This window comes from Halosimplex rarum (assembly GCF_047715405.1).
In the GTDB taxonomy this organism is placed as follows: domain Archaea; phylum Halobacteriota; class Halobacteria; order Halobacteriales; family Haloarculaceae; genus Halosimplex; species Halosimplex rarum.
The window spans coordinates 3,272,645-3,287,771 of the sequence record NZ_CP180412.1; the positions used below are offsets into that span (position 1 = coordinate 3,272,645).

Annotated in this window: 10 protein-coding genes; 5 read left to right on the forward strand and 5 right to left on the reverse strand. The window is 70.3% G+C overall.

What is annotated here, in order from left to right; genetic code table 11:
- Positions 1 to 3: 3 nt before the first annotated feature.
- From ACMGFH_RS15680 to ACMGFH_RS15690, 3 genes are all read right to left on the reverse strand, one after another.
- On the reverse strand, positions 4 to 1,716 hold the full coding sequence (locus ACMGFH_RS15680) for a hypothetical protein (RefSeq protein ID WP_415379384.1): 1,713 nt from the start codon (positions 1,714 to 1,716) through the stop codon (positions 4 to 6).
- Between the two features lie 139 nt (positions 1,717 to 1,855).
- On the reverse strand, positions 1,856 to 2,827 hold the full coding sequence (locus ACMGFH_RS15685) for a glycosyltransferase family 2 protein (protein WP_415379385.1): 972 nt from the start codon (positions 2,825 to 2,827) through the stop codon (positions 1,856 to 1,858).
- A 129-nt stretch (positions 2,828 to 2,956) separates the two neighbouring features.
- Positions 2,957 to 4,369 carry a hypothetical protein gene (locus ACMGFH_RS15690; protein WP_415379386.1) on the reverse strand — a complete coding sequence of 471 codons (1,413 nt, stop codon included), beginning with the start codon at positions 4,367 to 4,369 and terminating at the stop codon, positions 2,957 to 2,959.
- Positions 4,370 to 4,781: 412 nt separating this feature from the next.
- Between ACMGFH_RS15690 and ACMGFH_RS15695 the strand changes: the two genes are divergently transcribed.
- From ACMGFH_RS15695 to ACMGFH_RS15715, 5 genes are all read left to right on the forward strand, one after another.
- On the forward strand, positions 4,782 to 6,152 hold the full coding sequence (locus ACMGFH_RS15695) for a polysaccharide deacetylase family protein (protein ID WP_415379387.1): 1,371 nt from the start codon (positions 4,782 to 4,784) through the stop codon (positions 6,150 to 6,152).
- A gap of 44 nt (positions 6,153 to 6,196) precedes the next feature.
- Positions 6,197 to 7,921: an asparagine synthase-related protein gene (locus ACMGFH_RS15700; RefSeq protein WP_415379388.1), complete on the forward strand. Its 1,725-nt coding sequence runs from the start codon at positions 6,197 to 6,199 to the stop codon at positions 7,919 to 7,921.
- A gap of 82 nt (positions 7,922 to 8,003) precedes the next feature.
- Positions 8,004 to 8,975: a hypothetical protein gene (locus ACMGFH_RS15705; protein ID WP_415379389.1), complete on the forward strand. Its 972-nt coding sequence runs from the start codon at positions 8,004 to 8,006 to the stop codon at positions 8,973 to 8,975.
- Positions 8,976 to 9,132: 157 nt separating this feature from the next.
- Positions 9,133 to 10,323: a glycosyltransferase family 4 protein gene (locus tag ACMGFH_RS15710; RefSeq protein WP_415379390.1), complete on the forward strand. Its 1,191-nt coding sequence runs from the start codon at positions 9,133 to 9,135 to the stop codon at positions 10,321 to 10,323.
- Complete coding sequence (locus tag ACMGFH_RS15715) at positions 10,323 to 11,765, forward strand: sulfatase-like hydrolase/transferase (RefSeq protein ID WP_415379391.1); 1,443 nt, start codon at positions 10,323 to 10,325, stop codon at positions 11,763 to 11,765. Before ACMGFH_RS15710 ends, ACMGFH_RS15715 begins: the two co-directional genes overlap by 1 nt.
- Positions 11,766 to 12,290: 525 nt before the next feature.
- Here the strand turns inward: ACMGFH_RS15715 and ACMGFH_RS15720 are convergent.
- Both ACMGFH_RS15720 and ACMGFH_RS15725 read right to left on the reverse strand, forming a co-directional pair.
- Positions 12,291 to 13,802, reverse strand: a complete 1,512-nt coding sequence (locus ACMGFH_RS15720; RefSeq protein ID WP_415379392.1) for an oligosaccharide flippase family protein — start codon at positions 13,800 to 13,802, stop codon at positions 12,291 to 12,293.
- 120 nt (positions 13,803 to 13,922) lie between these two features.
- On the reverse strand, positions 13,923 to 14,879 hold the full coding sequence (locus ACMGFH_RS15725; protein ID WP_415379393.1) for a hypothetical protein: 957 nt from the start codon (positions 14,877 to 14,879) through the stop codon (positions 13,923 to 13,925).
- Positions 14,880 to 15,127 lie beyond the last annotated feature (248 nt).

A 15,127-nucleotide genomic window follows, 5' to 3' on the forward strand; every position in this document is an offset into this window, starting at 1 on the left:
TACTTATCGGGAGCGTAATCCGGCGTCGAGCCCGGCCAGCGGGTCGCGGTCCACGTCCGCGTCGAGGCAGTCGCCGATCCACCGCTCGACGTCGGCGACGCGGAGCTTGTGTCGCGGCCGGAGCTCGTGGAGGTAGCCGCGCTCGGGGAACAGCCGCTGGTCGAGCCGGTGGCGCTCGAAGTTCTCCGTTCGGCTCGGCCAGGAGGCGCTGTCGTGGTCGACGAACGGCAGCGTCCGCCGACAGCGGTCGACCGCGCCGTTGAGCAGGGCCGAGTCGTACGGGCGATTGGGCGGCCGGTGACGCAGGATGTCGCTGTCGAGCCGTCTGGCCGCGGCCAGGAACGTCTCCGTCGACCGGTGTTCCGGCGGGGTGCGGAGGTGCCAGTCGAGGAGGGCGCTGTCGACGGCGACGAACGATTCGAGGAAGTTGTCCGCCAGGTGCGTCCGGAAGGGGAGGGTCGGCTGGTTGACGATGCCGCAGGCGTCGATGACGTTCTGGACGTCGACGGCGCGGTCGTCGTCGACGGTGCGTTCGCGGACGTCGTCGACGGCCTCGGCGACGGCGCGGCGGGCGAAGGCCTCGTGGTCGTCCGGCCCGACGCCGCTGAAATCGCGCAGGCGGTGGCTCCCCGTCTCCGTGTAGCCGATGCGACCCAGGAGGGCGTCAACCGGGTCCGCATCGGGGTCGAGCCCGCCCAGCGGCACCTCGATGCCGCCGACGCTGAGGGTCGACGGTTCGAGGAAGTGGCCGCGGAAGAGCGTGTCCCACAGCAGGCCGTGATACACCGAATCGACGCCGATGGCGTCGGTCTGGTCGGCGTGGTGGACGTGCAGGGACTCCTTGATCCCCTGCCCGTACCGGGACTTGTTCGCGTCGACGAGCAGGTAATCGTCCGTGGAGTCGAGCGCGGTGTGGGAGACGCCGTACTGCGCGGCCAGCTCGGCCGCGCGGGTGACTTCCTCGCCGTCGCTGTCGCCCACCGTGTAACATCGACTGACGTGCGGGAGTTCGGCGAGGAGGACGCGCGAGTCGTAGCCGGCCGAGAGGAGGAGGCCGGTTTCGCCCGGGTAATCGCTGCGACGCTCGATAGCGGTGCGCAGGCGGCGGGCGAGTTCGGCCGCGTAGTCGAATTCGGCGGGATCGTAGACGAATCGGTCGAGCGGCGTCACGCCGTCGGGCTCGAGGGTCGCGTCGAACGGCACCCGGCTCACCGATTCGAGGAGCGTCCGCCGGCCGAAGACGACGCTCAGGTGGAGGAACTCCCGGAGCGCTCGCCGGGAGACGCGCGGCGCGTCGACGGTCCGTCCGACGGAGGCCGCGTCCGAGCCGAAGACGCGAGTGCCCGGGGCGTCGGTGTAGAAACACTCCCACGAACGGATGGGATCGGTGGCGACGAGGCCCTCGTCGCCGTGTTCGAGCGCGACGAGATACGAGCCGTTGAGGGCCGCGAGGGCGTCGGTACCGCGTTCGGCGTAGGCGTCGGCGAGCCAGGCGGCGACGTCTTCGCCGCCGGTGGGACAGAACGCCTCGCCCCAGACGACGCAGTGACCGGTCTCGTGTTCGTAGACGTCGCTACGGCCCGTCACACCCAGGGCCGGATCTCGGAGTCCGACGGTCAGGTGCTCGCCGGCGACGACGGCGTCGTACTCGTCGCCGGTCCTGAAGCGTCGGAACGCGTCCGCGTCGTCGAATACACCGAACAGTTCCTTGTACACGGTCGTGCACCTCGCGACGTCGTCCGCGTCGTCGCGCGACGGGACGGCCTGGGACCCGTCGCGGTATTACTATCCTGCGGGTAATTGGCGTTCTCGGCCGCTTATTCGAGCGCTAAACTTCTCAGCCGCGCGGGACCGATCACCGACGCCGCGCGGCGACGACGAGGACCGCGACGGCGAGCGCGCTCGTCAGCGCGGTTCGCCGGTCGGTTCGGCGTCGGAAGCCCCCCGCAGTGGCCCACGCGAGGCCGGGCACGTGCCGGCCCGGCACCGTCGCCCCTGTGAGGTGTCGGATCCCGGTGAGGAACGCTCCCTCGGCCAGGAATCGCTTGGCGAGGATGAGGTCGTGGCGTCCCCTGACGTCGAACCCGCGCTCCTCGGCGCGGTCGACGGCGTCGGCATACTTCTCGAGGTACTCGCGGTCGGCGGCCGCCACCGTCTCCGCGGCGGGCGTGCCGGTGTCGTGGCGGACGACCAGCGGCGCGTCGACGTGGGCGAGCGGCCCCTCGTCGAGGAGCCGGAGCACGAACTCGGGGTCCTGGAACCGGTCGAGTTCCTCGTCGAAGCCGCCCACCGAGCGCGCGACGTCCGTGCGCGCCACGAGCGTGGACCCGGCGCCCGGGTGCAGCCGGTCGGCCAGGATCTCGCCGACGAGCTCTTCACCGCCCTCGGTCGGGTGGTCGCCGTCGGCTCGCGCGAGCAGCCCGGCGGCCAGCGACTCCAGCCGCGCCGCCGGTCCCTCGCGTTGCGTCTCGAAGTCGCAGTAGGCCGCCACCCAGTCCGCGTCGTCCGCTTCGAGGCGGTCGAGCTGGCGTTCGAGCTTCGTCGGCTTCCACTCGTCGTCGGAGTCGAGGAAGGCGACGTACTCCCCGTCGGCGGCCTCGATCCCGGTGTTGCGGGCGACGTTCCCGCCGCGGTTCGTCTCGTGGGCGACGTACCGGACCCGGTCGTCGTCGTAGTCGGCCACGACGGACTCGGTCTCGTCGGTCGAGCCGTCGTCGACCACGACGAGTTCGAGGTCGGCGAACGTCTGTCCGAGGGCGCTGTCCATCGCGCGCGGCAGGACGTCCGCGCGGTCGTACGTCGGGATGACGACGCTCACTGTCGGCATTGCTCGTCACGTCGCGGCACCACGGCATTATTATCTCGTCCGTAAGCGCCGGGCACGCGCCCGGCGTTCGCCGCGACGGGTATCGGAGATCGATCGAACAGAGATCGATCGAACGAGGACCGGTCGGGCTCAGTCGTCGATCCCGTTGGGGAACTCGTTGTTCTTGAGTCGGTAGTCCGCGACGTCGTCGAAGATCTTGATCGAGGCGCGGTCCTCGTCGTAGGAGACGCTACGAGTGTCTTCGATCCAGGCGCCTTCGTCCGCCACGGAGAGGCCGCGCTCGGCGACGGAGATGTCGCAGTCGTCGACGTAGGCGTCTCGCCCGGCGAGGAGGATGCCGCGGCGCTTGTTCCCGCCGGTCTGGTCGATAGTGACGTTCCGGAACGCACAGCCGTTCCGCAGACAGCGGATAGCGTGGCGCATCGTCTCGCCGCCGGCGTCGCCGGTGATCCGGACGTTCGAGAGGCCCACCTCGCCGCCGCCGCCCGCCTCGATCTGGACCGCGTTGTTGCTGTCCCGCATCTCGATGCCCACGTCCTTGAGGTACGTCGGTCCACAGCCCGGGTTCACGTGGACCCCGATGGACGCGTCTTCGCCGACGGTGACGTCCGAGTGCTTGACGAACGCTCCGTCCACCTCGCTGCCGACGTTGATCCCCTCGCCGGTGGGGTTGGGCATCGAGACGGTCGTGCCGTCGACGGTGATCCACTCGCCGTGGTCGAGGCGGATCCCCTCCTGCGGGATGCCCCAGGGCTGGTCGTCCACCACCACGGTCGCGCCGGTGACGGAGACCCGTCGGCCGCCGAGCCGGAGCGACGCGGTGCCGCTGTTGGCGTAGCGACCGCCCTCGACGTTCACCCTGCCGCTGCCGCCCGAGGCGTAGAGCCCGTTGTCGGGAAAGCCGCCGAGGTCGCAGTCGCGAAACGTGATCGTCCCCTCGTGAGCCCACGAGCAGAGGATGCCGGTCGGCCCGCGCCAGAGGTGGTCGCCCGGAGTCTGCCACGTCGCCGCCGCGCCGTCCGGAGCTCGAAAGCCATGGACGAGCCCCTCGCCGCCACTGTCGGTGATGCGGAACAGGGCCGGACCCCACGTGCCGCTGTCGTGGCGGCCCTGGACGTCGATGTCTTTCACCGTGAGGCCGTCGTCGACGGCGACGTCGAACACCCGGACCCCCGTGTCGGCCGCCGTGAAGTCGACCGTGAAGTTCTGGATGTGGAGGTCGTTCCCCGGCACCTCGGGGGTCCCGAGCCGGAACAGTTTGTTCGAATCGTCCGCGAAGGAGTGAAAGTCCGCCGGGACGAGCGTCGCGTCCAGCCCCGCCATCGCGAAGTGGTCGAAGTCGGTGAACCGGACCTTCCGGTCCACGTAGTACCGCCCCGACGGGAACTTCAGGAGCGTGTCGTCGTCCGCGAGGTCCTCGATCACGTCCACGACCGACTCCTCCCCGGTGCGGTCCGCGCCGTAGTCGGTCACGTAGAGCGACGTGCCGTACTCGTCGTCGAGTTCGTGGTACGCCGACGCGTCCCCCGAAAATACACTCACTCCCGCGAGTCCCGCACTCCCCGATTTCAGAAACGATCGCCGGTTGAGCCGCGTCGAAGACAGTTCCGATGTCACGGGAGATGGGCCGTGGCAGGGGGTGATGAAGGAGTCCGATAGTCTCGACCGTTTCGGACTGTTTCGGCCGATTTTGCCGGCGAAACGGTCAATGGCGCGATCACTATCCCGCGGGATCGACGCGAGCGGCGACCGATCCGAGCGGTCAGTTCCCGGCGTTTAGGCCCCCGATAGTCCCCGCCAGACCCGTCGTCGGCGGTGAAACCGGGCGATCGAGCGACGGGCGCGGACGTCGCGTCCACGCGCGAGTGAGAACGAATCGGGGACGGCGGGGGCGGCTCACTGGCCGCCTACGCGACCGATAAGTAAGTGGATCGGCGGCGTGGGGACGACCCAGATGAGACAGTCCAGACGAGCCTTCCTCGCGACCGTCGGAGCGGTCGGCCTCGCCGGGTGTAGCGACGTCGGAGGCCGGAACGACCCGGGTGTCGCCGCGCCCGCAGACGGAACCGACCCGGCCATCGACGTCACGACCGGGACCGAAACGGACGCCGCGACCAGCGGCGAGACGGGCACCACCACTGCCGGCGCGACCGACGCGGGAACGAGTACGCCGACGTCCGCCAGCCGGACGGGAACCGCGTCGGCCCCCAGGACGGACATAGGAGCGCTGCTCGAAGGCTTCGAGGACCTCGAGTACTGGTACGCGCTCTCGGACCAGGGGGCGATCGAGCCGGAGAGCGAGGGCGTCTACGCCGGCTCGCAGTCCCTGCGGCTCCGGGCGTCGGGCGACGACGCGTTCGCGGGCGCGTTCACGTCGTTCGGCGAGCCGCGGGACCTCGCCGGCAAGAACGTCTCCCTGGCCGTCAAGGTGCGAGAACCGGCGATCGCGAAGCTCTCGGTCGCGCTGCTGGCCCCGGACGAGTCGAACATGGTCAGGATGACGCGGACGTTCCCGGGGCCCGTCGGGGCGTGGGTCCGCTCGGACATGGGGGTCACGGCGGTCCGCGGCGATCCTGATCTCTCCGCCGTCCAGGAAGTCCGACTCGTCGCCCGGCGACGCGACCAGGACGGGGCCGCCATCGACGTTTCGGTCGACGACGTGCGGCTCGCGGACGCCCCCGAGACGGGCTCCGTGACGCTCACGTTCGACGACACCCACGAGAGTCACTACGAGACGGCGTTCCCGATGATGGAGGAGTACGGCTTCCGCGGCGTCGAGGGCGTCATCTCGGACGCCGTCTACCGGGGCGACCGCCTCGACGTCGGGATGATGACCGAGATGTCGGACGCCGGCTGGGACATGGCCTCACACCCGTACGTCGGGGACAGGCTGCTCACGGAGTACTCCGCGGCGAAACAGCGAAGCCTCATCGAGGAGAACAGGCAGTTCCTCGTGGACAAAGGGTTCGAGGAGGGCGCACGGCACTTTCTGACGCCGAAGAACATGGTCGGGCCGGCGACGATGCGCATCGTCCGGGACGTCCACGACTCGCTGTACACCTTCGGGGGCATGCCCAACGGGCGGCCCGCTACGGCGAACTACTACAACAGCCGGATCGCGGCCGCGAACACCGACCGGGTCGAGCAGTACGTCGACTACGCGGCCGAGTTCGGCCAGCACCTCGTTCTCACTCACCACGCGGTCGGGACGGGGGCGGGAGAGATCTCCGAGAGCGACTTCGCGGCGCTGCTCGAGTACGTCGACGGCGCGGACGTGGACGTCGTGACGTGTTCGGACGTACTCGCGTCGCAGGGACAGCATTGACGGGCAACGTGAGTGACTCTCTCCGCGACACCACGAGGGGTTCGATGGGACTGTTGACCGACGAAGACGACTGGATCGCCCGGGCCAGCACCGACCGGAACCGAATGCGGATGCGCAAGGAGGTGTTCGGCGTCTTCGGCGGCCGAACGGCCTTCGAACGCCACCATGAGACGGACGCGTTCGACACCGTCGTCGCGGGTGAGCACCTGACCGTCGGTCTCAGAGACCCCGCGCTCGGCGTCTCCGGCCGCAGCGACGTCTCCGAACACGAGACCGGCCACTGCGTCGTGTGGGGCGAAGCGTTCTGCCCCACCGGCGGCGACGACGTCGCCGCCTGGCTCGCCGACGCCTACGCCGAACGCGGCGCTGCGGCGTTCGCCGATCTGAACGGGTCGTATCTCGTCGCGCTCGAACACGGCGACGAGGCCCTCGTCGCCACCGATCCCATCCGTTCGTGGGAGTGTTTCTACACCGACGCCCCAGGTACCCGGGCCTTCGGTTCTGACCCGACGGCGGTCCAGGGGACCGTTCCGGACCCGGAGGTGCGCCGCACCTCTCTGCTCGAGTTCCTCCACCTCGGGACCGTGCTCGGGGAGAAGACCCTGTTCGAGCGGACCCATCGAGCGCCCTTCGACGGGTACGTCACCCGCGACGGCCACGGGGAGTTTCGCCGGTTCGTCTACGAGCCGGGAGAGTTCGATTACGCGGCCGAACTCGCTCGCCGGCTGCGCACCGCCATCGACCGCCGCAGCGACTATCCCGGCGAGACCGGCCTCCTCCTCTCGGCCGGCTACGACTCACGGATTCTCCTCTCCGAGCTCCCCGCCGTCAGCCGGTGTTACACCGTCGGCTCTCCGGACGACCAGGAGGTAGCCGCTGCCCAGCGCGTGGCGGAGCAGTACGGCGCCGCCCACCGCGTCCTCGAGACCGACGACCGCTACCTGTCGCTCGACCCGTCCAAGAGCCGCTACAGCCAGTCGATCAAGGAGTCCCTGCACGTCCACCACGCCGGCTACACCGACGACATCGAGGTCGACTCGGTGTACCACGGCCTGCTGTACGACACCCTCTTCAAGGGCTTCTTCCTCGAACGCGACGCCGTCGAGATCGCCGGCAAGCGCCTCCCGTGGCGGCGGCTGGCGGCCGACCCGGACCCGTTCGACTCGCTCCTCGACACGCTCGGCTTCTCGGCCCCGGACAGCCGAGACCTCACGCGGACGGCGACGCGCGTCTTCGAGGACGTCGAGGTCGACGACCCCGCCGCGTTCCTCCGGTCGTCGCTGGAGAGCGAACTCGACGCCTGCCGGGACCGCGCGACGAGCGCCCACAACGCCACGGATCTGCTCGCCATCCGCAACCAGCCGGTGTTGCCCTTCCGGGCGCACCTGGCGGACAACTTCCTCGAATCGTTCGTCGCCGTCGACAGCGCCCTCCTCGACTGGCACCTCCGCACCCCACCGGAGCACCGCTCGCCGGACACGTTCCGGGCGGCGATGGAGCGACTCGACCCCGCGATCGACCGCCACAACCCGCCGGACCGCCCCCACGACGTGCCGCTGTTCAACTACGCCGAGTCGTTCCTCCGAAGGCTGCTCCCGTTCCTCTCGCCGTTCGAGTCGGCGTGGCCGGACCGCGAGGCGGTCTACGAGCGCCACGACGTGGCCGCCCGCCTGTCGGCCCCGGTGCCGGAGGACCTGTCGGTCCGGCACGCGCTCCGCCTGCACGACGCGCTCACGCAGGCGGCCGCCCACGACTGCCGCGAGGACTGATTACCGGCCGCGAAACGCGGGGTTCCGGGGGGACTTACCGCGTGCATAAGGAAGGGCCGCCCGCCGGTACGGGCCGGTACCCGTGAACATCGCCCAACTCGCCCGGAGCGGCTCGGGCCTGTCCTACGCCGCCGCGCGCCGCGCCTACGACGCGTACCTCGGGACCTGGTACACGATCACGTCGCGATACCCCCTCGGGACGAACGTCTACGACCGCGAGTGGGACGCGCTGCTTGTCCTCGACGCCTGCCGCGTCGACGCGCTCCGCGCGGTCGCCCCGGAGTACGACTTCCTCGACGCCGACCGGATCGAACGGACGGTCTCGGTCGGGAGCCACTCCTTCGAGTGGCTGGCCAAGACCTTCACCGGCGACCGACGCCGCGAGGTGGCCGACACCGCGTACCTCACCGCGAACACGCACGCGCAGATGCTGTTCGTCGACGGCGACACGCCGCCGTACGAGCGGGAGATCCCGGGCCGACCGGCCTGGGACCCGGTGGACGCCGCGGACTTCGGCCGGCTCGACATGGTCTGGCGGGACGGCCACGACGACGACCTCGGCAACGTCCCGCCGAGGCGGGTCACCGACCGACTCGTCGACGTGGCGCGCTCGGAGGACCACGGGCGGGTCATCGCCCACTTCATGCAGCCCCACGCGCCCTACCTCGCCGGCGCGATCGCCGAGGACCGCGATCCCACGCCCCTCGAACGGTCGCCCCTGGACGCTTTCGCGCGCGGCGACGCCGACCGCGAGACGGTGTGGGAGCTGTACCTCGACAACCTGCGGCTCGTCCTCGACGAGGTCGCCCTGGCGCTGGAGAACCTCGACGCGGAGACCGTCGCGATCACGGCCGACCACGGGGAGGCCATCGGCGAGTGGGGAGACGTCGACCACCGCGAGGCGTTCCTCCACCCGGTCGTGAAGACGGTCCCGTGGATCGAGACGAGGGCGACCGACGAAGGCACGTACGAGCCCGAGACGGCGGGGGCGCCGGTCGACGACGAGGGAGACGTCGACGTCGAGAAGCGCCTCCGCGACCTGGGGTACGTGTGACGCGACCACGGCCGGTTCGCAGTGTGACGCGGACCCCGCCGGTTCGAAGTGTGACGCTGACCCCGCCGGTTCGCACCGCCTAACCCGGTGGAACGCGCCCTTATCGGACCGATAAGAAAGTGCGGTGGGCGGGTAGTCGGCGTCGATGCATATCGGGATGGTTTCGATACCCCTCCAGTCCGGAGGGGCGGAACGGCTCGTCATCGAAGAAGCGAAATACTTCGCCGAGGTCGGACACGAGGTCACGCTCATCACCGCCGACTACTCCGACTCGTTCCTCGACGAGTTCGACCTCCCCGCGAACGTCTCCGTCCGCACCTACAGCGCGCCGGACACCGCCTCTGGGATCGCCGACTTCGTCACCGAGACCGGCGGCCTCCTCGCGACGGTCCCCGACGTCGACCCCGACGTCCTCTTCACGCACTACCGCAACATCCAGATCTACCTCGTCGAAGCGTTCTCGGACCTCGACGTGCCCTTCACGACCCACGTCCACGGGTCTATCCTCTGGTTTCGCGACAATCCGCGCCTGCTCCCCCACCGCCGCGACGACGGTTTCGACGACCTGGTCGACGCCGTGCCCGGCCACTCGGAGTTCCAGTCGGACATCGACGACGCGCTCGTCCCGCGGGGGAAAGCCGAGATCGAGGAGTGGCTCCAGAACCGGGCGATGGCCGCCTGCGACGTCGTCTTCACCGGGTCGAACCGGGTCGCGGCAGAGCTCGAAGTGCTCTACGACGTCGACCCGGTCGTCGTCCACCCCGGCGTCGCCGACGAGTGGCTGGCCGACCACGACGAGACGCCGCGCGTCGAGCTGATGGACCGCGAACACGTCGTGCTGGCGCTGAGTCGCCTCGACCCGCGCAAGCGCCTCGACCTCCTCCTGCGCGCGTTCGCTCGGCTCCGCGAGCGACGCGACGACGTCGGCCTCGTGATCGGCGGCACCGGCTCCCACGAGGAGACGCTGCGGGAGATCGTTCGCGACGAGGGCATCGAGGACGACGTCAGGTTCGCCGGCTACATCCCGGACGACGAGCTACCGGCCCACTACAAGTCGGCCGACGCCTTCGCCTGCCCGGCGTGGATGTCCTACGGCCTCGCGCCGCTGGAGGCCTACGGCATGCGGACGAAGCTCGCGCTCTCGGCGGACACGTTCGTGAAGGAGCTGCTGGGCGACCAGCGCGGCGTCGCCGTGGCGGAGCCCCGGACCGAGGCGTGGGTCGACTGTCTCGACGAACTGCTCGATGCCGACGAAACGCCGGGGGCTGACGACGTGTCCGTGGTCCCCACCTGGACGGAGTACTGCGCGGAGAAACACCGCGTCCTGGAGGCCGAGGGGGTGCTGTGATGGGGCGGCGCAACGTCGCGCTGGTCGTCCTCGACACCGTCCGCAAGGACGTCTTCGACCGTCACGCCACCCGCCTGCAGGCACTCGCCGACGTCGACGTGGCCGAGTGCCGCGCGGCCAGCGTCTGGAGCACGCCGAGCCACGCCAGCATGCTCACCGGCGAGTTGCCCCACCGCCACGGCGCCCACACGCACAACGTCGACTTCTCCGGCATCGACCGGGCGGACACGTTCCTCGCCGACCTGCCGGACCACGCCGCGCTCGGCGTCAGTGCGAACGTCCAGGCGAGTTCGGCGTTCGGCTTCGCGGACTGCTTCGACGAGTTCACCGACGTGAACCCCGACGCGCGATTCAGCGAGGGGCTCGATCCCGCGGCGTTCTACCGGTCGGACGACCGCACCGGTGCCGCGCTCTACGCGGGCTTCCTGCAGGCGGCGCTGTCGCACGAGCGCCCGCTGGCGAGCCTCGCGAACGGCGCCCTCGCCCAGCTCGATAGCCTGACCAAGCGGGGCCCGACGCCGGCGCTGTTCGACAACGGCGCCCGCGTCGTCGCGCGGGACGCCGGACGGACCGTCGACCGCACCGAGGAGCCGTTCGTCCTCTTCGCTAACTTCATGGACGCGCACGTGCCGCTCCGCCCGACCTACGGGTTCGACGGCGACCTCCACGACGCCCCGCCCCGGTGGCACTCGGCGGAGCTGGCCAAGTGGGAGATAAACCTGGACGGGCTCGAACCCGAGCACGAGCGCGACCTGTACCACTACCGCGACCTCTACGGGGCCGCCGTGGACTATCTCGATCGCCGCGTGGCCGACCTCGTGACGGACCTGCGCGCGCGGACCGACCGCGAGACAACGGTCGTGATCACCGCCGACCATGGCGAGAACCTGGGCTACCCGGACGAAGACGGGCTCGTCGACCACAAGTCCTCGGTTAGCGAGGGACTGCTGCACGTCCCGCTGTGCGTCGTGAACCCGCCAGACGGCTTCGAGCGAGTCGCGCGCGACGCCGACGGGTACCTCTCGCACCTCGCGCTGGGCGACGTGCTCGCGGCGTTCGCCCGCGACGAGGTGCCCTCGCCGTTCACCGACCGCGCGGTCGCCGAGGTGGTCGGCGTCGGGACGACCGTCGGGCCGCTCGACGAGCCCGGCCGCGAGGACGAGTACGAGCACTGGGACCGACTCATCCGGTGTGCGTACGACGACGGCGAGAAGTACGTCTGGGACTCGCGGGACGCGAGCGAGCGGTACGCCCTCGACGGCGGCCCCTGCTCGCAGACGCTCCGGAGCGACGACGCCGCCGTCCCCGGCTGGGCGACCCGCCGATTCGACGGGACGGCGAGCGAGGCCAAAGCCGCGGCACGGGGCGACGGCGACGACGGCCTCGAATCGACCGTCGACGACGACACCCGTGACCGGCTCGCGGAACTGGGCTACCTCTGAGGGGAACGGGTGATCTCGCGGTCAGCCCCCGTGGCGCGGTACGGTTGCCGTCGCGGATTTGCTGTCCCTGACGTCCTGACGAGCGAATCGGGTCGCAGGAGCGTTTGCGCTGGTAGTGGACTGAACGGGCGAGGCGCGCGTAGCGCGACTAGTGAGGGACCGGAGGTCCCTCATACCATGCGAACGGGCGGCTTCGCCGCCCGTGAGCAGACGCAGGGAGCGCCACGGCTGGCCGAACGGGGTCCTGTCGAACCGAGTGAGACAGGGCTCGGAAGACGAACCCAGTGAGTCTTCCGGAGAGCGAAGCGAACCGTGAGGCGCGGTCGCGGCGTCGCGAAGTCGTCTGAGCGGGCCACTATCCGCGCGAGTGCTGTGCGGTACGGCTGTCCGAGCGCGGATATCCCGTCTCGGTTCGAGAGAGCTCCGCTCTCCCGCCGTCCTGACATCCTGCGTTTTTCTGAGACAGCGACCGTGAGCGGGGAAAAGTCCACCGAGCGTCTACGACGACTGACATCGTATACGCCCTCAGTCGCCCACCTGCGAGAGCGTCTGGTCGACGAACTCGCGGTCGGCGTCGTCGATGCCGAGGAGCCAGACGACGGCGCCGAACGTGCCGAGGCCCACGAGGCCACCGAAGAGGATGAGGGGGAGCCCCGAGAGCGGCGGCGCACCGAACAGGCGGACCGCCAGCATGGCGATGGTCGCGTACCCGACGGCCCCGACGGGCTTGAGGTAGCGCCGCGAGTACGGCGTCATCCCCTCGAAGTACCAGACCTGGGCGATGCGGGCGACGTTGACGACGGCGATGGAGATGCCCGTGGCGACTGCCGCGCCGACCATCCCGTAGCGGAGGATGAGCACGTAGTTGAGGACGACGTTGAGGAGCGCGGTGCTCACCTGGTTGACGACGTTGAGGTACTGGTGGTCGGTCATCATGAGGACGTAGCCGCTGGGCCCGACCGCGACGTTGACGACCTTCGCGACCGCGAGGACGACCAGCACCGTGGAACCGGCGGTGAACTCCGGGCCGAACAGCGCGAGGACGGGCGCCCGAAAGACGATCAGCGCCGCGCCGCCGAGCAGGGCGACGCCGAACATCCAGCGGGTGAGGAAGCCGTAGATCGATTCGAGGTCGTCGTAGTTGTCCTCCTCGTACAGGCGGGAGGCGACGGGTGGAAACACCTGATTGGTCGCCATCAGCGGGAGCGCGAGGAGGCTGGCGAGTGCGAGCGAGACGTTGTAGATGCCGACGTCCGCGGCGCCGGAGGCGAGCACGCCGAGCATGAGCACGTCCACGTTACTGTAGACGAGCGATCCGGCGCGCGAAATCGTCAGCGGGAGCGAGTAGTCGTAGTACTCCGCGGCCACCTCGCGGGTGCCGGCGAGGCGCGGGCGCAGGTCCGTCCGCGCGAACAGCAGCGCGAACGAACCGGCGAAGACGGCGACGCCGGCGACGACGAGCGCGACGACGACGCCGACGAGCGACGCGTCGAGGAGGAACGCCGCCCCGACCGCGACGACCTGGGCGGCCGGCAGCGCCACCTTGTTGACGCCCACCGTGTACTCCAGGCGTTCGAGGCTCCGGAACGTCGCGGTGACGACCCGCCGGAGCGTGTAGAAGGGGAGCACGACCGCGAACACCCGGAGCGCGTCCGGGAACAGCGGTTCGTTGAGCGTGTGGGCGTTGATGGCAGGGGCGGCGACCGCCAGGGCCGCGGCGGCGGCGAGGCTGGCGACCAGCGAGGTGACCAGCCCGAGCGTCAGCACCGCGCCCCGGCGCTCGGGGTGGTCCTCGAACTTCGGCATGAACCGCAGGACCGCCTTGTCGGCGCCCAGATCCGCGAGGCCGGCGCCGACGGTGATCAGTTTCTTCGCGAAGACGTACACCCCGTAGGCCACCGCACCGACTGCGTGGGTGAGCGCGAGCGTGAGCAGGAAGCCGAACGCGCGCGCGACGAGCGTCCCGACGGTGAAGATGGAGCTGCCGCGCAGGATCGAGAGCATCGACGACCCTCGTACGTCCCCGTCGTCGCTCACGCGGGGCCACCTCTGCGTCGGACGCGCCCGCTCTCGGCAGCCGAGGGCGGCCGCACGTCGCCCGCCCGCGGGAGCCCGTCGGCCGCCGCTGGGCGCCAGTCGCCCGTCGCCGGGAGCGCTTCAGGCATAGCCCAGGTTGTCGAGACGGTCTCGGACGGTGTCGCTCGCCACGTCGTCGGTCTGTTCCGGCGGGTCGGCGGTGACGGTCCGGCGCTCGTCGGCCGGCAGTTCGTGCCACGGCACCTCGACGAGTTCCGTGACGCGGAGGCGTGCGGGATGGCCGTACCGGCGGAACGGGACCGGCCACTGGCGCTCGCCGAAGAGGTTCCCGTGGTCGGCGGTGACGACGGTCTTCCCGTCCAGCGCCGCCGCGAGGTCGGCGACGTGCTCCTGGACGAGGTCGAAGTTCTCCGCGTAGGCCGCCCAGGCAGTCTCCGGCGACACGTCGGGGTCGCCCGCGGCGAGGCGGTCCCAGATGGAGTCGGCCGGTTCGTCGGTCTTGGCCTGCCCGGTGACGTGGCCGGTGACGCCGCCGCTGTCGAGCTCGCGTCCGCGCTCACCGATGAACGGGTAGTGCGGTTGCATGAAGTGAACGAGGAGGCGCTTCTCGGGATAGCGCTCGTTGGCGGCGCGGGTCGCGTCGACCACCGCCTCCGGCGGGACCGTCCCCAGGTCGGGGTCCCACTCGTCGGCGAAGCAGTCGACGACGCGGTGAAAGACACCGTCGTCGAGCCGCGTGACGAAGGGGTTCGCGGTGACGTAGACGGTGTCGTGGTACGTCTCGCCGGCGAAGTTGCGCTCCATGAACTCCAGGCTCTGCGAGCCCGCCGACGTGACCTTCCGCAACTCGCCGGGCAGGTCGTGGCGCTCGGCGAAGAGGTCGTAGCGGCAGGCGTCGAGGACGAAGCAGTTGTCCCAGTCCTCGTCCATGATGGCCACGGCGTCCCCGGGTGGGTGCCGGCGCGCGGCCACGGCCCGGTTGAGCCGCGAGCCGAGCGCCTCCGCTTCCGTCCGGAGCCGCCGGGGGTCGCGCACCACCCGGCGCAGATTCGTCAGGTTGTACCGAGACGGCAACATACCCGGCCCTTCGGGACGGGTGCATTTTTCTACGGGCCAGCTAATCGGCGGGCGGCGGCCGTCTGGTCGCGATTCCGTCCCGCCCGCGAATGGCGGTGGTGTCCGACCGCCGTCCGTCGTTCGCGCCGCAGCGGCCCCGAGGGCGCCGGCGAACGGTTTTGGCATCGCGTAAAGCGCCGAGCAGCGGGGCGCGGAAGCGCGGTGGCGCAAAAGCGCGGCGGCGTGGAAGCGCGGTGACGCGGAAGTAC